Origin of the sequence: Blautia sp. OF03-15BH, from assembly GCF_003463065.1 — a bacterium.
Taxonomy (GTDB): domain Bacteria; phylum Bacillota; class Clostridia; order Lachnospirales; family Lachnospiraceae; genus Limivivens.
This window is the reverse complement of sequence record NZ_QSCM01000004.1, coordinates 175,728-195,980: the sequence shown is the minus strand read 5'-3', so window position 1 is coordinate 195,980 and position 20,253 is coordinate 175,728. Positions and strand designations below refer to the sequence as shown.

Below are 20,253 nucleotides of genomic sequence, written 5' to 3'. Positions count from 1 at the left end.
CGGTTGACAATCCAAAGGATCCTGTTTATCCTTGTTTATACACGAACAAAACGTTTGGGGAAAGGAGTCATTATGGGCAGAAAAATACTGGAGATCGAAGCAGTCACAAAGAAATATAAAGAGTTCACGCTGGAACCGGTGAGTTTTTCTCTGGAAGCAGGGAGCAGCATGGGAGTCATGGGCGCTTACGGTTCCGGAAAGACCACGCTTCTGAAAATCCTCACCGGACAGATCCGGCCGGAAGCAGGGACGGTGAAATTTTTCGGAAAAGAGACCGGAAAGGACAGAAGCAAAATGCTGGAATATTGTGGGATCGTTCCGGCGGAGGGTGGTTTCCCGGATTGCCTGAATGCAAAGGAGATCAATAAAATCCTGAAGGGCTGTTATAAAAACTGGCAGGAAGCCTGTTTCTTTGAACTGGCAGACCGTTTTTCCCTGTCACTTACCAGACCACTGAAGGAGCTTACCAGGGGAGCAGGGCAGAAAGTGCGGATCCTGGCGGCGCTTTGTCATGAGCCAAAGCTTCTTTTGCTGGATGAACCATTGAAGGGACTGGAGCAGGAGGACCGTGAGCTGGCAGAAAATCTTTTTCGGGAATTTGGAAAACAGGAGGATCAGGGAGTCCTGTCCTTCACGGAGCAGCCGGAAGAAGCAGAAAAGAATTGTGATAACCTGGCCTTCCTTTATAAAGGAAGACTGATCTTTGCGGAAAGCCAGGAAACGCTCAGAAAACGGTACGGTTTTCTGGAGGCTTCCGATGAGAAGCTGGAGCTGGTTCCAAGAAGTGCCTGGTGCGGCATCCGCCGGACGGAAAACGGCGGCTGTCTTCTCCTGGAACGGGCTGCTCTGCCAAAAGAGCTGGCAGCAGAGCTTCCGGTGGAAGTTCCGGCACTTACGACGATCATGGAATATCTGACGAAGGAGGCGGTGAAACGATGAAAGCACTTTTGTATAAAGATCTTCGGATGCTTATGAAAAAGGGAAAGATGTACTTTGGCTTTACGGTGATCTTTGCCCTGTTTGGTGTTATCAATATGGAAGAAAATGTATTTTTCTTTTCTCTTTTAAGCTCCCTTTACCTTTCTATGGCGGTACTGACGCTGCTGGGACTGGAAGAGCAGGCAAAATGGAACAGCTACGGTGTGCTCCTGCCTGTTTCCAGAAAAATACAGACAGCGGAAAAATACATGCTTTCAGCAGCCGGCCTGCTTTCCGGCATTCTGATCAATCTGATCTTCAACTTCATCGGAGGAACGAATGGTTCTGTCCTTCAGGAGCTTTTGCCGGTGATCCTGATCGTAGGTCTTCTTTTTCCTGCGTTTCAGCTTCCGCTGATCTACAGATTTGGCATCGGAAAAGCAAAGCTGGGCTATCTCTTTCTGGCAGGCCTGGCAATCGCGGCTGTGGCTGTTTCCACCAGGATTACAGGAGAAAATTCCGCAGCCTGGCGGATCGTGTTATCCGGTGAGGTGCTCTGGGGAGGAGCAGCTGTTTCATTCTGGCTTTTCCTGGTATCGATGGTTTTTTCCATGAATATCTGTGAGAAAAAGTTCTGTTAAGAAGGAGGGAAACCATGCGTTTTTTTCATATATCGGATCTTCATATCGGCAAACAGCTTTATTCCTACAGTCTGCTTCCGGATCAGAGAGCGGTTTTAAAGGAGATCACGGAGCGGGCGAAGGAATACCGTCCGGATGCCATTCTGATCGCAGGGGATGTATTTGACCGTTCCATCCCTTCCGGAGAGGCGTATACGGTGCTGGACGAATTTCTCACCGGTCTTTCAGAGATCACACCGCAGATCCCGGTGCTTCTCATTGCCGGAAACCATGACTCTGCCGAACGGCTGGATTATGCCAGTGGGTTTCTGGAAAAGCATCAGATCCACATCGCTGTCTCAGCTCCGGAAAGAGAGGATGAGTACCTGAAAAAAATAACGCTGACCGATGATTTTGGTCCGGTCCATTTTTATCTGCTTCCTTTTTTGAAGCCGGCTTATGTGCGCCGGCTTTTTCCGGGGGAAGAGATCAATGATTATGAGACGGCTGTCCGGCGGATCCTGGAACGGGAAAATCTTGATTTTTCTGAAAGAAATGTGCTTCTTTCCCATCAGTTTTACAAGAACGGCAGTACCGGTCCCGAGACCTCGGATTCAGAGCAGGCTTCTCTGAATATCGGAGGACTGGACAGTGTGGATGTTTCTCTGGTGGAACCTTTCAACTATGTGGCGCTGGGGCATATTCACGGGCCGCAGAAGGTAAAATCTCCCCATATCCGTTATTGCGGGACACCGCTGAAATACTCCCTCAGCGAAGAAAAACAGGAAAAATCCATCACGATGGTGACACTGGGAGAGAAGGGAACAGACCCCCTCATCGAAACGCTGCCTCTTCATCCCATGAGGGATGTACGCCGGATAAAAGGCACACTGGAAGAAGTGCTGAAAAAGGCAGAAGAAGAAGGCTCCGGTGATTTTGTCAGTGTGACGCTGACAGATGAAGAGGAGCTTTACCGGCCCGGAGAGCGGCTTCAGAAGGCTTATGAATATCTGCTGGAATACCGCATAGAGAACCGGAGGACCCGAAACTTTATGGAAGAGTCGGAAAAAGACCTGAAAGTGGAAGATCCGCTGTCGGTATTTCGAACCTTCTATGAAGAAGTGCAGGGTGTGGCACCAGATGAAAAAGAGGAGGCCTTTATGAGCCGGATACTGGAGAAAGCGAGGGAGGAGATATGAAACCTTTGAAACTCACGCTGTCCGCCTTTGGTTCTTATGGCGGAACGGAGATCGTGGACTTTGAAAGGATCGGCAGCGGCATTTTTCTCATTACCGGAGATACGGGGGCAGGAAAAACCACGATCTTTGATGCCATCACCTTTTGTCTTTTTGATGAGACCAGCGGCGGAAAACGGGACGGGGAAATGATGCGGAGCCAGTATGCCTCCGATGAGACGCCTACTTATGTGGAGCTTACCTTTCTGGCAGGAAAGGAGCAGTATACCGTCCGGAGAAATCCTGCATATCAGCGGAGAAGCAGAAGAAAGAACAAAGAAGGCGTCTATGCCATGACAAGAGAAGGCGCAGGAGTGGAACTGACGCTTCCCGACGGCAGTATTTTTAAAGGAAAGATCCCGGAAACAAACAGGAAGATCGTAGAGATCGTAGGTCTGGATGCCAGTCAGTTTCTTCAGATTGCCATGATCGCCCAGGGGGATTTTCTCAGGCTTCTTCTGGCTCCATCCAGAGAGCGGAAAGAGATTTTCGGAAAAATCTTCAATACCAGGATCTATGGAAGGATCCAGGCGAAGCTTCGGGAAGAGGCAGGTAACCTGGAAGAGGCGCTTTCGGAGAACCGTAAGGACTGCCTTCGTGAACTGGATGCTCTTTCTGCCCTGCCGGGAAGCGAGAGGGCGGAGGAGCTTCAGGCTCTGGCGGAGAAGGAGGAAGACTGGAACGGTTGTACAAAGCAGACCATTGAAGCGGTGCAGCAGGAGCTTGCAGAAAAACGGTTCCTTCTGAAAGGGCAGACAGAGACGGTTCAGAAGGAGATCCGGAAAAAAGAGCTTTATCAGGAGCTCCTGAAACGGAAAACAGACTGTAAAGACCGGATGGCAGCGCATGAAAGCTGGCTTCTGGAGGAAAAACGAAAAGAACAGGAGCTGAAAGAGACGGCCGAAAGGGCAGAAAAAGCGTTGGAGACCCGCGGCGCTCAGGTGGAAGCGGAGCTTCTTCAGATCAAGAGTCTCCTTCCGGATTATGAAGAACTGGAAAATCTCGAGGGAAGGCTGAAAAGAGCAGAAACGGACCAGAAAAAGCTGGAAAATGTTCAGAATTTCTGGCAGGAGAAACGGAAAAACGGAAAAGAAGAAGCAGAAGAACTTAAAAAAGAGCAGGAGTCTCTGGAAGGGGCGGAAAAGGAAATCCCGGACCTTGAAAAACGCCTCCGGGAGCTGAGTCTTGCAAGGGAGGCCTGCACAGACCTGAAGGATCTGCAGGAGCTTCTTCAGAAGCTGGAAGCCTCTTTGCGGAAGAAAAAAGCAGCTGCGGAGCAGGGATTGAGCCGTTATAAAATGCAGGCGGAGGAGTATAACGAGCTCTATACCTGCTTTCTGGCGGAACAGGTAGGGCTGATCGCCGGACAGCTAAAAGAGGGAGAGCCCTGTCCGGTCTGCGGTTCCCGGGAACACCCGGCTCCGGCAAAGGCGGTCCGCCAGGATGTGACGCAGGAAAAAGTGGATGCGGCAAAGGAAAAGGCAGAAAGACTCCAGGGGGAGCTGAACGCATTAAAGGAAGGCTTTGTAGCCGAAAAACAGCGTTTTCAGGTGGAAAATGCCCATCTGAAGGAGGAGAGTGCCCGATGGTTCCCAAAGCCGCTTTCCTGGAAAGAGGAAGACCGGGCAAAACGCCGGGAAAAGGAGCTGGCTCTTGACGATGAGGGCAGGACTCTGCAAAAACGCCGCGAGGAGCTTCTTAGGAAAAAGAAACGCCTGGAAGCAGGAAAAGAAAGGCTGAAGGTTCTGGAGACGGAGGCTGCTGCGCTGGAAGAAAAACTGGAGACAAGCAGGGCAGAACTCGAGAAGGCCCGGGTTTCCTGTGAACTGGCTCGAAAGGAGCTGGAGCTGAAAAAGAGCCGTCTTCCCTATCCGGAAAAACGAAAGGCCGAGGCGGTCTATCAGGCTCTTGTCCAGGAAAAACAGACGCTCAGAGCCGGGGCAGACCGCTCCAAAGCGGCTCTCGATCAGATCCTGGAGGAACGGAACCGGCGCTCCGGTGCCCTGGAAAGCGAGAAGGAGGAGGAGAAGCGCCTGACAGTGGCTCTGGAAGCAGAGGAAAAGAACGGGATCCTGCCGGAAAGCCTTTTGGAGCTGAAAGAAAAGAAAGAAACTCTGGAGGACGAAGAAAGGGAACTGGATCACCTCCACCGGAAAAATGAGGCCGCAGAGAAGAAGCTTACGGTTCTTCTCCAAAAAAGGGAAGAACTGACGGAAAAATACGGTATGGTCGGCCGTCTGGACCGGATCGCCAACGGAAAACGGAGACAGGCGGCCGGCTTGGATTTTCAGACCTATGTGCAGCGTCGGTATTTCCACGCCATCATCCAGGAAGCGAACCGGAGGCTGGAGCTCATGACAGACCGGAAATTCTACCTGAAATGCCGGGATATCAGTGATCTGAAGCTCCAGGGAGAAGTGGGACTGGATCTGGATGTCTATAGTTGTGTGACCGATTCGATCCGCGATGTAAGGACTCTTTCCGGAGGAGAATCCTTTATGGCAGCCCTGGCCATGGCACTTGGCATGGCAGATATCGTTCAGCGGACCGCAGGAAAAGTACGTCTGGAGGCCATGTTTATCGACGAGGGCTTTGGTTCCCTGGATGAAGAATCCAGAGAGCAGGCGATCCGGGTGCTCCGGGAACTGGCGGGAGAGGAACGGCAGGTGGGGATCATCTCCCATGTGGAGGAGCTGAAAAAACAGCTGGACCGGAAGCTTGTCATCTGCAAAGACCGGGAAGGAAGTCATCTTTCGTTTGTCTGCTGAGCGAATGCAAAAATGAGAGAAATCTGGAAGATTTTGTGAAAATTTGATTAAAAACTTCAAATTCATTGACGTGTTTCTGCTGATTTTGTATAATGTTGATTGCAGCATGGAAAAAATTCCCCTGTTTGTGTCTGTACAAGGACAGGGAAAAAGCTTAAGACCCATGTAATCATAATAAGAGAATGAGGCACAACTATGAATGTATTGTTTTTTATAACGCCAAAGAGTGAAGTGGCATATCTTTATGAAGATTATTCGCTTCGTCAGGCACTGGAAAAGATGGAACACTACCGTTACAGCGCCATTCCGATCATCGACCGGAATGGCTGCTATATCGGAACCATGACAGAGGGGGATTTCCTCTGGTATATCAAAGACCACAATATCATTGATCTGAAAGAAACAGAAAAGATCCCTTTAAAGAGCATCAAGAGACGCTGGCACAACGAGCCGGTCAATGTGGACTGTGAGATCGAGGATCTGATCCTCACCTCCATGAATCAGAACTTTGTCCCTGTCATCGATGACAAAAAGATCTTCATTGGTATCATCCGGAGAAAAGATATCATTGCTTACTGCTATGATCGTTGTAAAAAAGCCGAAAAACAGAGTGGAGACAGTGTCACACTTTAACGAATTGCAACTTGACAAAGGAAAGAATAGTTGCTAGAATACTGATAAATCATTACGAGGTGAAAAATCCATGAAAAAACGTGTGTTATCTCTGCTTGTAGACAATACAGCCGGTGTACTGAGCCGGATCGCAGGTCTTTTCAGCAGAAGAGGATATAATATTGACAGTCTGACTGTTGGAGAAACGGCAGATCCCAGATATTCCCGTATGACGGTTGTTGTTAAGGGAGACCGGCAGATCCTGGATCAGATCACAAAGCAGCTGGCAAAGCTTGTGGATGTGGCAGATATCAAGACTCTGGAGGAAGGGGACTGTGTGGAGCGTGAGCTGGTACTGGTAAAGGTACGTGCGGACGCTGCAAACCGTCAGGACATCATAGCAATCGCCAATATTTTCCGTGCGAAGATCGTGGATGTATCTCTGGATTCCCTGATCATTGAACTGACAGGAAACCAGAACAAGCTGGAAGCTTTCCTGAAAATGCTGGAGGGCAATGAGATCCTGGAACTGGCAAGAACCGGTATCACAGGACTTTCCAGAGGTGCCGACGACGTCCGGTACCTGTAATGATCGGTTGCTCCATTTGTTATCCCGTCAGAGCGGAATGCAGATAGATACAACATATATTTATAATTCTTTATACGATATGGAGGAATAGAATCATGGCATCTAAAATCTACTATCAGGAAGACTGTAACCTCTCTTTACTGGAAGGTAAGACCATTGCCATTATCGGTTATGGCAGCCAGGGACATGCACATGCTCAGAACCTGAAGGATTCCGGTTGTGACGTGATCGTAGGTCTTTACGAGGGAAGCAGATCCTGGGCAAAGGCTGAGGCACAGGGATTTAAAGTATATACAGCTGCAGAGGCAGCAAAAAGAGCTGACATTATCATGATCCTGATCAATGATGAGAAGCAGGCTGATATGTATAAGAACGACATCGAGCCGAACCTGGAAGAAGGCAATATGCTGATGTTTGCTCATGGCTTTAATATTCATTTTGGCTGTATCGTACCGCCGAAATATGTGGATGTTACCATGATCGCACCGAAGGCTCCTGGTCATACCGTAAGAAGTGAGTATCAGGCTGGCAAAGGAACTCCCTGCCTGATTGCTGTAGAGCAGGATTACACCGGAAAAGCAAAAGATCTGGCACTGGCTTATGGTCTTGCAATCGGTGGCGCGAGAGCAGGTCTTCTGGAGACCACCTTCCGTACTGAGACGGAAACAGACCTTTTCGGTGAGCAGGCAGTTCTCTGCGGCGGCGTTGTAGCTCTGATGCAGGCTGGTTTTGAGACTCTTTGTGAGGCTGGTTACGATCCGAGAAACGCATATTTCGAGTGTATCCACGAGATGAAACTGATCGTAGATCTGATCTATCAGTCCGGTTTCGCAGGAATGAGATATTCCATCTCCAACACTGCTGAGTACGGCGATTACATCACCGGACCGAAGATTGTTACTGCTGAGACCAAGAAAGCAATGAAACAGATCCTGTCCGATATCCAGGATGGTACTTTTGCAAAAGACTTCCTGCTGGATATGAGCCCGGCTGGCCGTCAGGTTCACTTCAAAGCTATGAGAAAGAAAGCTTCCGAGCATCCCTCTGAGAAGATCGGTGAGGAGATCCGTAAGCTGTACAGCTGGAATGGTGAGGAGAAACTGCTGGACAACTGATCCACAGTCTCGTTTTCTACATAAAAGCATATGCCGGATCGCTGTTTTTGGCGGTCCGGTTTTTCTTTTTCGCTATTTTTTTAGTTGCAGAAACTTTTTAAAAAAATATGAAAAAAGTACTTGCATTTTACGGGAGGGTGAGCTATAATAAGCAATGTCAAGGAAACAAGACAGCTGACGGAGTATGGCGTAGCTTGGTAGCGCGCTCGGCTGGGGGCCGAGAGGTCGCAGGTTCAAATCCTGTTACTCCGATGACAGAAGCTCTTATCACTGATGATCAGTGGTAGGAGTTTTTTTTGCGTACAGGAAAACGGGTTTACAAATTTTTCAGATTTTTTTTCTTGAATCTCTCTGTCATTTGTGATACGTTATAAAACGTTAGACGTCGAAATGTTAGGCATCTAATGAATTGAAGAGCAAGTAGCGAAGCGGATTGCGAATGTCCGCTTTACAAACAGAAAAACTGCCGGAACCTGTTTGGATGGATCATTAAAACGGGATGGCAGGGAGCAGACAGGAGAGGAGGAAGGACATGAGCGACATTGAGAAGCTGAAGCATCTGGAGATGGAGGTTCAGAAGTCTCAGTTTCGTTATCTGAGAAATCTGATGAATGAAAACAAACTGTACCGGGGAGATCCGCGCCTTCTGATGTATGTCTTTTTCCATGATGGACAGAAACAGGCAGAAATTGCCAGAGGGCTGTGTGTGAAGCCGGCGACGCTTACCGTTATGCTTCAGCGGATGGAACAGGCAGGTCTTGTGGAAAGAAGAAATGATACGCAGGATCAGAGAGTCCAGCGGGTTTATATCACAGAGCTGGGAAAAGAGACCAGTGAAAAAACGGTGGACGTTTACAAGAATGCAGTAAAGAAATTTTATCAGGGAGTAACGGATGAAGAAATGGAAGGCTATCGGAGCACCCTGGAAAAGGTAAAGGCAAATGTTCTGAAACTGCTGGAGGAGAGCTCCTGCAGCGAGGATGCAGAACAGAAAGGTGAGAAGACAACATGCTTAAGCTTGCAAGATATATAAAAAAATACACGGGAGTGATCCTTCTGATCCTGGTCCTTCTGGTGATCCAGGCGAACTGCGATCTTTCCCTTCCTGGCTATACCTCGGATATCGTCAATGTGGGGATCCAGCAGAATGGTATCGAGGATGCCGTGGCAGATACCCTCAGCAGCGGAGCCATGGAAAAACTGTTTTTATTTATGGATCCGGATGAACAGAAGCTGATCAAAGCCAGTTATACGGAAAAAGACGGAATCTGGTCTTTGGATAAAACCAGTAAAAAGACGAGAAAGGAACTGAACCGGGTTCTTGGAAAGCCCATGGTAGCTGCTTATGCCATGAGTTCCGGTTCGGAAGAACTTGGACTTGGCGGTGGTGCCGCTATGCAGCTACCGGAGGGAGAGGATCCCTTTGATGCCCTGAAACATCTTCCGGAAGAGCAGCTTACCGCGATCAAAGACAAGCTGTATGAGAAGCTGGACCAGATGCCGGACACCCTGATCACGCAGGGCTCCATTGCTTTTGTCAAAGCGGATTATCAGGAGCAGGGGATCGATCTGGATGCCTTTCAGAAGCATTACCTTCTGATGGCGGGCTTAAAAATGCTGGCCTTTGCTTTCCTTATCATGCTCATTTCGATTGCAGTGACCTTTCTTTCCTGCCGTCTGGCGGCCGGAACAGCGAAAACGCTCCGTGACGGTGTGTTTACCAAGGTGGTATCTTTTTCCAACAGGGAATTTGAGAAATTTTCCACGGCTTCGCTGATCACCAGAAGCACCAATGATATCCAGCAGGTACAGATGGTGCTGACCCTGTTTTTCCGGATGGTCCTTTATGCGCCCATTCTCGGGATCGGAGGCGTGATCCATGCGCTGGAGACCAGCAGGAGCATGGCCTGGGTCATTCTGCTGGCAGTCGTTCTGGTACTTGGCGTGGTGGCGGTACTGTTTGCCATCACCCTTCCACGCTTTAAGAAGCTGCAGGATCTGATCGACCGGCTGAACCTGGTGACCCGTGAGATCCTGCAGGGTCTTCCTGTTATCCGGGCATTCAGCCGGGAAAAACAAGAGGAGCAGCGGTTTGACAAGGCGAATAAGGATTTTATCAGCACCAACCTTTTTGTGAACCGCTGTATGACCTTTATGATGCCTGCCATGATGCTGGTCATGAATGAGATCACCGTGCTTATCGTATGGACCGGTTCCAAAGGGATCGATGCGGGGACCATGCAGGTAGGTGACATGATGGCATATATCCAGTATACCATGATGATCATTATGTCCTTCCTGATGATCACCATGATGTCCATTATGCTGCCCCGTGCGTCTGTATCAGCAGGGCGTATCAATGAGATCCTGGAAACAGAAGTGATCCTTCAGGATCCGGAGCGGGAAGAGAAAGCAGATGCAGAGAAAAAAGGTGTGGTGGAATTCCGTCACGTATCCTTTGCCTATCCTGGCGCGGCAGATCCGGTGCTTCAGGATATTGACTTTACCGCACGCCCCGGCGAGACGACCGCCATTATCGGAAGTACAGGCTGCGGAAAATCCACACTGGTCAATCTGATCCCGCGGTTTTACGATGTGACAGAAGGTGAGATCCTGGTGGATGGTGTGGATGTACGGAAGATGAAGCAGCATACGCTTCATGAAAAGCTCGGTTATGTGCCGCAGAAGGGCGTGCTCTTCTCGGGTACGATTGCTTCCAATATTGCGTACAGCAAGGATGCCATGGGCGAAAACGACATTCATAAAGCGGCGGAGATTGCCCAGGCAAGTGATTTCATTGAAGAAAAAGAAGAACAGTACGATTCTCCGATCGCCCAGGGCGGTACGAACGTATCCGGCGGTCAGAAGCAGCGCCTGTCCATTGCCCGGGCGATTGCCGGAAAACCGGAGATTTATATTTTCGATGACAGCTTTTCCGCACTGGATTATAAGACGGATGCAGCTCTTCGAAAAGCCTTGAAGGAAGAGACTGCTCAGGCAACGACGATCATCGTAGCCCAGCGTATCAGCACGATCCTTCACGCAGAGCAGATCATTGTTCTGGATGAAGGACGGATCGCCGGTATCGGCACCCATAAAGAACTGTTAAAATCCTGCGAAGTTTACCATCAGATCGCGGCATCTCAGCTTTCAAAGGAGGAATTGGATCATGAGTAATCACGGAGGCGGCATGGGCAGAAGAAGAATGCCCAATGAAAAGGCAAAAGATTTTTCCGGCAGCATGAAAAAGCTGCTGAACTATATGAAACGCTACAAAATCCGTTTCTTTCTGATGCTGGTCTTTGCAGTTGCCAGCACCGTATTTTCCATCTGGGGACCGACGATCCTCGGTGATGCCACCACGGAAATCTTCAAGGGACTGGTGGAAAAGGTCAATGGAACGGGAAGCATTGATTTTGGAAAGGTCAGTCAGATCCTTATATTCCTGGGGTGCCTCTATCTTTTGAGTGCCTGCCTGAACTTTATCCAGGGCTTTATCATGACCGGAATCTCCAATGATGTGAGCTACAGTCTCAGAAAGGATATTTCTGAGAAGATCAACCGGATGCCCATGAAATATTTCGAAAGCCGTACCACAGGAGAGGTGCTTTCCCGTGTAACAAATGATATCGACACGCTGCAGCAGAGCCTGAACCAGAGTGTGACACAGCTGATCACGTCCGTTGCCACACTCGTCGGTGTCTTTATCATGATGCTCCGGATCAGTGTTCTGATGACCGTTCTGGCAGTACTGATCCTGCCGGTATCCATGCTGATCATCGGTCAGGTGATGAAGCATTCCCAGAAATATTTCCAGCAGCAGCAGGCATTTCTCGGAAATGTCAATGGTCAGGTGGAGGAGATCTATGGCGGCCATAATATTGTCAAAGTCTTTAATAAGGAAGAAACGGTGACAAAAACCTTCCGGGAGACCAACGAAAAACTGTATCAGTCCGCCTGGAAATCGCAGTTCCTTTCCGGCATGATGATGCCTGTCATGCAGTTTGTAGGCAACCTCGGTTATGTGATGGTAGCACTGGTCGGCGGCTGGCAGGTGATCAACGGAGCTATCGAGGTTGGTCAGATCCAGTCCTTTATCCAGTATATCAAGAGCTTCACACAGCCGGTCCAGCAGATCGCACAGGTGACCAATATGCTTCAGTCCACAGCGGCAGCTTCTGAGCGTGTGTTTGAATTCCTGGAGGAAGAGGAAGAAGATCAGACCGTTGAGAATCCGGTGAAGCTGAAGAACCCGGAGGGGGAAGTCCGTTTTGAACACATCAGCTTTGGTTATGATCCGGATCAGATCATCATCCACGATTTTTCGGCGGAGGTGCATCCGGGACAGAAGGTGGCCATTGTAGGTCCTACGGGAGCCGGAAAGACTACATTGGTCAAGCTGCTGATGCGTTTTTATGATGTGAACAGCGGATCTATTAAAGTGGATGGTCACAATGTGAGAGATTTTAACCGGGCGGATCTGCGGGAACTGTTTGGCATGGTCCTTCAGGATACCTGGCTTTTCAACGGTACGATTATGGAAAATATCCGATATGGAAAACTGGATGCCACGGATGAGGAAGTCATTGAGGCAGCAAAGGCGGCTCATGCAGACAGCTTTATCCGGACACTTCCCGGTGGTTATCAGATGGTCCTGAATGAAGAGACCAGCAATATTTCACAGGGACAGAAGCAGCTTCTGACCATTGCGCGTGCGATCCTTGCAGATAATCCGATTCTGATTCTGGATGAGGCAACCAGTTCTGTAGATACCCGAACGGAAATCCGGATCCAGAAGGCGATGGACCATCTGATGAAGGGCAGAACCAGTTTCGTTATTGCGCATCGTCTTTCCACCATTCGTGATGCAGATCTGATCCTTGTTTTGAAAGATGGAAATATCATTGAGCAGGGCAGTCATGAAGAGCTGATGGCAAAGAAAGGCTTTTACGCAGATCTTTACAACAGCCAGTTTACAAAAACGGCATAAAAAGAAGGCATTTCCAACCGGTGTAAAAACCGGAAGGAAATGCCTTTTTTACGCTTGTTTTCAGGCCAGCGGAGAGCAGGCGTTTTTCAGCCATGCTTTTTCGTTGTCGGTAAGCTGAGGAGCAAGTGTTTCATAAACGGTGGCGTGATACTCGTTCAGCCAGGAAAGCTCTGCGGGAGAAAGCTTTTTCGGATCGATGGCTTTCTTGTCAATCGGGCAGTAGGTGATGGGCTCAAAGCAGCAGAATTTTCCGTATTCTGTTTCCATGGCCTCTTTGCAGAGAAGCTCATTTTCAATACGGATGCCGATCTTGTCGGTTTCGTAAATGCCGGGCTCATCTGTGACGGTCATGCCTGGAATGAAGGGAACCTGAGATCTGCCGTTGAGGGACTGCGGACCTTCATGGACAGTTCCGACAAAGCCGACGCCGTGACCGGTACCGCAGCGATAATCCAGTCCTCTTTCCCAGAAGGGCTCGCGGGCAGCCAGGTCCAGGGCGATGCCGGGCATTTTCTCCTTGAATACAAGCTTTGCCATGTCGATATGGGAGCGGAGCACCAGAGTAAAGTAATCCTTTTCCTCATCCGTCGGCTCACCGAGGGCATAGGTACGGGTGATGTCCGTTGTGCCCTCCAGATAATGACCGCCGCAGTCTACCAGGAGAAAGCCTTCCGGTTTGAGTACGGCACAGTTTTCGGGAGTGGGATGGTAGTGCATCATGGCTGCATTGGGACCGTAAGCGGCAATGGTTTCAAAGGATTCTCCAAGGGAATGTTCCTGCTCCAGACGGTAATGGCGCATCATGGCGTCTACATCACACTCGGTCACGGTTTCTTTTCTTGCCATACGTCCTTCCAGATCGATGGCAAAACGAACCATTGCAACACCGTCCTTGATATGGGCAAGCTTCAGATTTTTGATCTCTGCCTCGCTCTTGACACCCTTCAGATAAACGACCGGCTCTTTGCCTTCCTTGACTGTGATGCAGGGGTTCTCTTCCATAGCCTGGTAAAGAGCGTAGCTGAGAGATGTTTTCTCGATGATGAAGGTTACCGGAGTATGGATGGCGCGAATTGCGGCTGCGGCATCTTCATAAGGAGCAAATGCAAAACCTTCTTTTTCCAGATAGGACTGTGCGTCCATGGGAACCCGCTCTTTATTGATAAAAATGGTGGCGCTGTCCGGAAGCACCAGGGTAAAGCAAAGGGCGAAGGGTGTGAACAGGATATCATCTGCGCGGAGATTTAAAAGCCATGCGGAGCTTTCCAGTCTGGTGGCAAGATAAGCGTTGGCACCCTCTTTTTTCAGGCTTTCACGGACATCGGCAAGCTTTTCGGAAGGTGTCTTGCCGGCGTAGGCAGCGTCCAGGATCCATGCTTTTGTAGCGGGAGCGGCAGGACGATCCTCTGTCCAGACAGGAGAGATCAGATCCATATTTTTTAAGGAGATCTTTTTGTCGTCAAAAGCCTTTTTCAGTTCTTCAGCAAAGGAAGTACTGGTGATCACACCGTCGATCCCCATGCTTCCTTCTTCCGGAAGCTCGTCAGCCAGCCATTTCTCAACCGTGGGAACACCCGGCTCGCCCATTTTCATGAGCACAATGCCGCTTCCTTCAAGCTGATGCTCTGCCTGGATGAAATAACGGCCGTCTGCCCAGAGAGCAGCTTTTTCAGAGGTGACAGCCAGCGTACCTGCAGAACCGTTAAAGCCGGAGAACCAGCTTCTGGCAGTGTAATGATCCGGAAGATATTCACTCATATGCGGGTCTGAGGAAGGAATGAGATATCCGTCAACTCCTTCTTTTTTCATCAGGGCCTGAAGAGCCTGGATCTTTTCTTTTGCTTTCATGATACAATAACCTCTTTTCTGTATAGTGAAATCTTTGAACTGCTTTGCTGCCGTGCGGCGGATGCAATTCATATTTATGTTGAGAGACCCCTTGCTCCGGGTCTCGGAACATTTGATGTCAGATGGCTGCTGTTTCGTTCTTTCTGAAAGCAGCCTCTCTTCGTTCCAGATGCTTCCGGAAGACCAGCAGAAAAACGATGGTGGAGATGGTGGAAGCCGTGAGATCTGCGATCGGCTGGGCATAAAATACGGCCGTGGCTTCTTTGCGGATCAGTGGCAGGAGAAAGACCAGAAGCACATAAAAGCTCTTTCGGAACAGAGAGAGCGACAGCGCTGTTTTGGTCCGTTCCATGGCGGTAAGGCCGTCCACTAGTACATACTGGAGACTCAAAGGAATGATGGCGATGGTGAAAACGCCGATGCCCCAGACGGAAAGCCGGGAAATCTCCGCATTAGAGGTAAAGAGGCGGATGAAATGTACCGGCAGAAAGCGGGTCACGATAAACATAAAGGTGGTAAAGCCAAAGCACAGGAGCAGACTGTATTTTTCCGCATCCCGGACCCGCCGGGTATTTGCGGCACCGTAGTTAAAACTGATCAAAGCCTGCGTGCCGCCGCTGATCCCCAACATGGGAGAAGTGATGAGCAGCATATAGCTCTGAACGATGGTAGCGGTGGTGATCAGAAAATCACCCTGGTTTCCGCCGTATTTCTGCAGAACGGTGTTGGTAGCAATGAGAAGTACGTTATCTGAGGCCAGGATCAGGAAGGGAGACAGACCGATCGAGAGGATTTTTCCGATGACCTTCAGACTATACTGACCGAAACTGATACCGATGGGAACCTTTTTGGAAAAGCTCAGGAAAGCCAGGGCAAAGCTGCAGGAAAGAAACTGGGAGATCACCGTGGCTACGGCAGCTCCTGCAATTCCAAGATCCAGACCGAAAATGAACACCGGATCCAGAATGATATTGCAGATGGTTCCGATGAGTACCGTGGTCATGCCGATGACCGGGAAGCCCTGACAGTTGATGAAATAGTTCAGCCCTACTGCCATAAGGGCAAAAAAAGTACCCATGGTATAAATGGTAAGATAGGTATTGGCATAGGCAAAGGTCTGTTCACTGGCGCCGAACCAGCGGAGCAGCTGCCCCTTTATCATAAGAAAGAGTACGGTGAGGACAGCAGAAAAAAGGGTCAGCAGAAGCAGCGAGTTTGACAGGATCTGTCTGGCTTTTTTCGTGTTGCCTTCTCCCATACGGATAGACATCTGGATGGAACCTCCCAGGCCGACCAGTGTGCCAAAGGAAGAAAGGAGGGTAACAATGGGACCGCAGACTCCTGCTCCCGCCAGAGCCAGATCTCCGTAGCCCTGGATATGTCCGATATACATACGGTCGATGATGCTGTAAAGTACGTTTACAAACTGGGCAACCATAGTAGGAATGGCCAGCTTCAGTACCAGGGAAGGAACGCTGTCCCGTCCGAGGTCATTTCCTGTTTTCATACAAGGATCCTTCTTTCTGTAAGTCTTTTTTGACCGGCATCCTCACTATATCAGAAAAAGAAGAGAAATTCAATGGTTATCCACTTGACAATCTTCCTTTAAGATGGTAAAGTAGTGTCAAGTTGATAGACGAAAATGCGAAGAAGAGGAATAGTACGTTCTTTCCAGAGCACAGAGAGCTGCCGGTTGGTGGAAGGCAGCGGAAGAAAAGAGCGGAACTCACCTCGGAGCGGCTGCCCCAAATTTTCTTAATGAAAAAAGTAGACGCAGACGGATTCCCCGGCCGTTATACGGGCAGGATATAAAGACAGCAGAGCTGTTTCGTATCTGATGAGTGCATGGAGATTCTCCATGAAAAAGAGTGGTACCGCGTAAGGCAGAAGTCTTTCGTCTCTGATAAATGAAGAGATGAAAGGCTTTTTTTATTGGTCGAAGTCCGGTTTTCGGATTTTGCTATCTCGTCGACAACCATAAGAAAATACGTAACTGTTCAGGACGTTCAAAACAACAGGCCACAGACCCGCGCATTGCATGCGCTCTCGCTGCATTCGCAGCTTTTGTCTGAGGCTAATGGGCGTTCCGCCCATTCCGAAATAAAAAAATCATCCTATTGCAAACAAGTTTGCATAGTCTGATTTTTCATTTCGCTGATGTTCTGAACTGTTACGAAAATACAAGAGATCAATAAGGAGAATGAAGAAATGGGAATGAAAAACGTTGAAAAGTATACCCGCCAGTATTTTATGCCGCCGGTTTCCTGCATGGACTGGACCCGGAAAGATCATATCGAAAAAGCACCGATCTGGTGCAGCGTGGATTTAAGAGATGGAAACCAGGCTCTTATCGTACCGATGTCTCTGGAACAGAAACTGGAATTTTTCAAACTCCTGGTTCGTCTTGGTTTCAAAGAGATCGAAGTCGGCTTCCCGGCAGCGTCTGAGACGGAATATCTGTTTTTAAGGACCCTGATCGAGAAAAATATGATCCCCGACGATGTGACCATCCAGGTGCTGACACAGGCCAGAGAGCATATCATCCGAAAGACTTTCGAGGCGCTGGAGGGCGTGAAAAAGGCAGTCGTCCACGTATACAATTCTACTTCCGTGGCACAGCGGAAACAGGTATTCAAAAAATCAAAAGAAGAGATCCTGAAGATCGCTGTAGATGGAGCGGAGCTTCTGAAGAAGCTTACGGAGGAGTCCGGCGGAAATTATTTCTTTGAGTACAGTCCGGAGAGCTTTACCGGTACCGAGATGGAATATGCCCTTGAGGTCTGCAATGCCGTTCTGGATGTATGGCAGCCCACCCCGGATCATAAAGTCATCATCAACCTTCCGAGTACGGTGGAGCATTCCATGCCCCACGTTTATGCAAGCCAGGTGGAGTATATGAGTAAGAACCTGAAATACAGAGACAATGTGATTGTTTCTCTTCATCCGCATAATGACCGCGGCTGCGGCATCAGCGATGCGGAGATGGGAATGCTTGCCGGGGCAGACCGTATTGAAGGAACTCTTTTCGGAAACGGAGAGCGTACCGGAAATGTAGATATCGTAACACTGGCCATGAATATGTATTCCCAGGGTGTGGATCCGGGACTGGATTTCTCTGATATGCCGAAGATCTGTGCAGAATATGAGGAGTATACGGGCATGAATATCGATATGAGAAGCCCCTACAGCGGCTCTCTGGTATTTGCAGCCTTCTCCGGTTCTCATCAGGATGCGATCGCCAAGGGTATGAAGATCTGGGAGGAGCATGAGCATGCCGGAAAATGGACCGTTCCTTATCTGCCGCTGGATCCGAAGGATATCGGAAGAGAGTACGAGGCAGATGTGATCCGGATCAACAGCCAGTCCGGTAAGGGCGGTATCGGTTATATTCTGGAGCAGAACTTCGGCCTGAACCTGCCGGCCAAGATGCGTGAGGCAATGGGCTATGCGACCAAGGATGTTTCCGATCATATGCATAAGGAGCTCAAGCCTTCTGAAATCTTTGAGATCTTCAAGAAGAAATTTGAAGGTGTCGCCAGTCCGTTCCAGGTAACAGAAGCACATTTCAAGCAGCATAACGGTATCATTGCAGAGATCCATGTACTGCAGAATGGTGTGGAGAAGGTAGCGATCGCTTCCGGAAACGGTCGTCTGGATGCAGTCAGCAATGCATTGAAAAAACAGTTCCGTCTGGAGTATAATCTGCAGACCTATCAGGAGCATGCATTGGAGAAAAGCTCCAGTTCCCGTGCTATCGCTTATGTGGGAATCACAGACAAGGATGGAAAGGATTTCTGGGGAGCAGGCGTGAACCAGGATATCATCGTAGCCTCCGTTGATGCCCTGGTGACAGCCATCAACAATATGTTGAACGCAGAATAAGCAGTTCTCCGCTTTAAGTGCGCAGAGCACTAAGCGATGGGTATTTATAATAGAAGAAACAGCTTCGGACCGCCGGTGAAAGCCGGCGGTTTTTCTGTCCGGTGATGTAGGGATTATAAGATGATACTAGGGTCAAAAGGTCATGCGTTTCTTGCTTGCATGAAAAAGCATGACTTCTTGACCCGCAAAACACCGAAAAGTAGCCATTTTTCGTAGAAAAATGAGCGGATTTGAGGTGTTTCAGGATTGCGGGAGCATGAAATGCGGAGCAGCTTCCACAATTCTTTATAATGGAAAATGTGTCTTTGATGCACGAACAAAAAGGAGAAAAACAGCAGCAGAATTCTGCTTTGAAATACAAAATCTGACATAATGTTTCAAAAATATTACAATCCATATTTTATACGTAACAAATATTTTGAAAGCTTGAAAACCGCAGAAATAAAGGAAAAAGTCGATGAAGGTCGATTTTTTTCTTTGGGAAAATTGCTGTTTTTGAAAAATGGAGATAGTCAGAATCAATGAAAAATCAAGTAAAAACAAGATGAAAAACAGAAGAAATACACAAAAACAGGAGACGGCGAAAGAACACCATTGAAATATGTTACAAATATGTGAAATACCGCTTGACACGCACAGATTTTTTCTCTATAATCTGGAATATCAAAAAAAGGAGTCCCGTACGGAATCCTTTCTATTGAAAAATACATGGAGGAAGAGGCTATGATGAGATGGATTTGTGCACTGCTTCAACGATTGGCATACTTGCTTATGTGCACACTCGTCCGCGCCGTAAGTATGACGAAACGCCGTTACCGGGAGTGTGCGGTACTCGTTTCTTTTGGCGTGGTGCTGGCCATAGTGGTATTCTGTGCCGGCAATTTCTCCGGGGGAGGTAAGAACAGGGTTTATGCAGTACAGAGTTCGGTTCAGGAAGAGGATGCGGAGGCTGATTCTTCTTCTGATGTGAAGGCCGGACTCATGGGGATCGTTGACAGTGTGGGCTGTATGGAGACATACGCCAGAGAAGTTTCTTCTGTCAGCGTCCAGAATGGTTATGAGAACACTCTTGTAGGAACATCGCGTGTGGAAAAAGGCGCGCTGAACCGTCAGAAGATGGCCGGGGAGCTGAAGAAGGTCAGCGGAGTCGGCTATTACGGACTCATGGAGATCCGGAACAACCAGATGCCGAAGCAGGATTATGATGCTCTTCTTCGGATCGTGGAGGCAGAAGCTACAGGAGGCGACTTAAAGAGCAAAGTTCTCATTGCCAATGTAGTCCTGAACCGGGTGAAGGATGAACGTTTCCCGGACAGTATCTATGATGTGGTCTTTCAGTATGCCGGAGGATCGGCACAGTTTTCGCCTGTAGCAGACGGGCGGATCTACAGTGTGGAGATCACGGAGGATACCATTCAGGCCGTAGACCAGGCCCTGGAAGGGGAGGATTATTCCCAGGGCGCTCTCTTTTTCATGGCTCGTCAGAGTTCCGACAGCAGCAGCGTGGAATGGTTTGACAGCAAATTAAAGCTGCTGTTTTCTTATGGCGGTCATGAGTATTTTACATTTGATAAGGGATCAGAAAGTACGGAGCAGTAAGCGTACCGGAAAGCCGGACAGGAGAAATATCCTGTCCGGTTTTTCTATGGCGTACAAAAATACGTCCACGAAAGATT

Annotated in this window: 14 protein-coding genes, 1 tRNA gene and 1 other annotated feature; of the genes, 13 read left to right on the top strand and 2 right to left on the bottom strand. The window is 48.9% G+C overall.

All coding sequences use genetic code 11. The annotated features are described in order from the left end of the window. Positions 1-72: 72 nt before the first annotated feature. The 11 genes from DXA57_RS06570 (at position 73) to DXA57_RS06520 (ending at position 12,847) form a co-directional block, all read left to right on the top strand. Entirely contained in the window at positions 73-939 is an 867-nt protein-coding gene (locus tag DXA57_RS06570; RefSeq protein WP_117765812.1) for an ATP-binding cassette domain-containing protein, read from the top strand. Then, positions 936-1,559, top strand: coding sequence for an ABC-2 transporter permease (locus DXA57_RS06565; protein ID WP_117765810.1), 624 nt, complete (start codon positions 936-938; stop codon positions 1,557-1,559). Before DXA57_RS06570 ends, DXA57_RS06565 begins: the two co-directional genes overlap by 4 nt. 14 nt (positions 1,560-1,573) lie before the next feature. Further along, on the top strand, positions 1,574-2,737 hold the full coding sequence (locus DXA57_RS06560; protein WP_117765808.1) for an exonuclease SbcCD subunit D: 1,164 nt from the start codon (positions 1,574-1,576) through the stop codon (positions 2,735-2,737). Continuing rightward, complete coding sequence (locus DXA57_RS06555) at positions 2,734-5,541, top strand: AAA family ATPase (RefSeq protein ID WP_117765806.1); 2,808 nt, start codon at positions 2,734-2,736, stop codon at positions 5,539-5,541. Before DXA57_RS06560 ends, DXA57_RS06555 begins: the two co-directional genes overlap by 4 nt. A gap of 195 nt (positions 5,542-5,736) precedes the next feature. After that, positions 5,737-6,174: a CBS domain-containing protein gene (locus tag DXA57_RS06550; RefSeq protein WP_117765804.1), complete on the top strand. Its 438-nt coding sequence runs from the start codon at positions 5,737-5,739 to the stop codon at positions 6,172-6,174. Between the two features lie 70 nt (positions 6,175-6,244). Next, positions 6,245-6,742 (top strand): acetolactate synthase small subunit, encoded by a 498-nt coding sequence (ilvN, locus tag DXA57_RS06545; RefSeq protein ID WP_117765802.1) that lies wholly within the window; start codon positions 6,245-6,247, stop codon positions 6,740-6,742. 95 nt (positions 6,743-6,837) lie between these two features. Then, positions 6,838-7,857, top strand: a complete 1,020-nt coding sequence (ilvC, locus tag DXA57_RS06540) for a ketol-acid reductoisomerase (RefSeq protein WP_117765800.1) — start codon at positions 6,838-6,840, stop codon at positions 7,855-7,857. A gap of 178 nt (positions 7,858-8,035) precedes the next feature. Next, positions 8,036-8,109: transfer RNA gene (locus tag DXA57_RS06535), tRNA-Pro, on the top strand. A gap of 280 nt (positions 8,110-8,389) precedes the next feature. Beyond that, complete coding sequence (locus tag DXA57_RS06530; protein WP_158571249.1) at positions 8,390-8,890, top strand: MarR family winged helix-turn-helix transcriptional regulator; 501 nt, start codon at positions 8,390-8,392, stop codon at positions 8,888-8,890. Continuing rightward, positions 8,866-11,034: an ABC transporter ATP-binding protein gene (locus tag DXA57_RS06525; RefSeq protein WP_117765796.1), complete on the top strand. Its 2,169-nt coding sequence runs from the start codon at positions 8,866-8,868 to the stop codon at positions 11,032-11,034. The genes DXA57_RS06530 and DXA57_RS06525 overlap by 25 nt, the downstream gene beginning before the upstream one ends. Continuing rightward, positions 11,027-12,847 carry an ABC transporter ATP-binding protein gene (locus DXA57_RS06520; protein ID WP_117765794.1) on the top strand — a complete coding sequence of 607 codons (1,821 nt, stop codon included), beginning with the start codon at positions 11,027-11,029 and terminating at the stop codon, positions 12,845-12,847. The genes DXA57_RS06525 and DXA57_RS06520 overlap by 8 nt, the downstream gene beginning before the upstream one ends. 60 nt (positions 12,848-12,907) lie before the next feature. Here DXA57_RS06520 and DXA57_RS06515 read toward each other — a convergent pair whose 3' ends face one another. Then, entirely contained in the window at positions 12,908-14,695 is a 1,788-nt protein-coding gene (locus tag DXA57_RS06515) for an aminopeptidase P family protein (RefSeq protein WP_117765792.1), read from the bottom strand. A 118-nt stretch (positions 14,696-14,813) separates the two neighbouring features. Next, positions 14,814-16,202, bottom strand: a complete 1,389-nt coding sequence (locus DXA57_RS06510; protein WP_117765790.1) for an MATE family efflux transporter — start codon at positions 16,200-16,202, stop codon at positions 14,814-14,816. 131 nt (positions 16,203-16,333) lie between these two features. Beyond that, positions 16,334-16,600 (top strand) — a binding site (T-box leader). A 309-nt stretch (positions 16,601-16,909) separates the two neighbouring features. Here DXA57_RS06510 and DXA57_RS06505 point away from each other — a divergent pair. Then, on the top strand, positions 16,910-18,577 hold the full coding sequence (locus DXA57_RS06505) for a 2-isopropylmalate synthase (protein WP_117765993.1): 1,668 nt from the start codon (positions 16,910-16,912) through the stop codon (positions 18,575-18,577). Between the two features lie 723 nt (positions 18,578-19,300). Further along, on the top strand, positions 19,301-20,176 hold the full coding sequence (locus DXA57_RS06500; protein ID WP_158571248.1) for a cell wall hydrolase: 876 nt from the start codon (positions 19,301-19,303) through the stop codon (positions 20,174-20,176). Positions 20,177-20,253: the final 77 nt, after the last annotated feature.

Bases quoted from the DNA above. Each gene is read 5' to 3' on its own strand.
- DXA57_RS06520 (WP_117765794.1), top strand. From the start codon at position 11,027: ATGAGTAATCACGGAGGCGGCATGGGCAGAAGAAGAATGCCCAATGAA.
- DXA57_RS06550 (WP_117765804.1), top strand. From the start codon at position 5,737: ATGAATGTATTGTTTTTTATAACGCCAAAGAGTGAAGTGGCATATCTT.
- DXA57_RS06525 (WP_117765796.1), top strand. From the start codon at position 8,866: ATGCTTAAGCTTGCAAGATATATAAAAAAATACACGGGAGTGATCCTT.
- ilvC (WP_117765800.1), top strand. From the start codon at position 6,838: ATGGCATCTAAAATCTACTATCAGGAAGACTGTAACCTCTCTTTACTG.
- DXA57_RS06500 (WP_158571248.1), top strand. From the start codon at position 19,301: ATGATGAGATGGATTTGTGCACTGCTTCAACGATTGGCATACTTGCTT.
- DXA57_RS06560 (WP_117765808.1), top strand. From the start codon at position 1,574: ATGCGTTTTTTTCATATATCGGATCTTCATATCGGCAAACAGCTTTAT.
- ilvN (WP_117765802.1), top strand. From the start codon at position 6,245: ATGAAAAAACGTGTGTTATCTCTGCTTGTAGACAATACAGCCGGTGTA.
- DXA57_RS06515 (WP_117765792.1), bottom strand. From the start codon at position 14,695: ATGAAAGCAAAAGAAAAGATCCAGGCTCTTCAGGCCCTGATGAAAAAA.
- DXA57_RS06570 (WP_117765812.1), top strand. From the start codon at position 73: ATGGGCAGAAAAATACTGGAGATCGAAGCAGTCACAAAGAAATATAAA.
- DXA57_RS06505 (WP_117765993.1), top strand. From the start codon at position 16,910: ATGAAAAACGTTGAAAAGTATACCCGCCAGTATTTTATGCCGCCGGTT.
- DXA57_RS06530 (WP_158571249.1), top strand. From the start codon at position 8,390: ATGAGCGACATTGAGAAGCTGAAGCATCTGGAGATGGAGGTTCAGAAG.
- DXA57_RS06510 (WP_117765790.1), bottom strand. From the start codon at position 16,202: ATGAAAACAGGAAATGACCTCGGACGGGACAGCGTTCCTTCCCTGGTA.
- DXA57_RS06555 (WP_117765806.1), top strand. From the start codon at position 2,734: ATGAAACCTTTGAAACTCACGCTGTCCGCCTTTGGTTCTTATGGCGGA.
- DXA57_RS06565 (WP_117765810.1), top strand. From the start codon at position 936: ATGAAAGCACTTTTGTATAAAGATCTTCGGATGCTTATGAAAAAGGGA.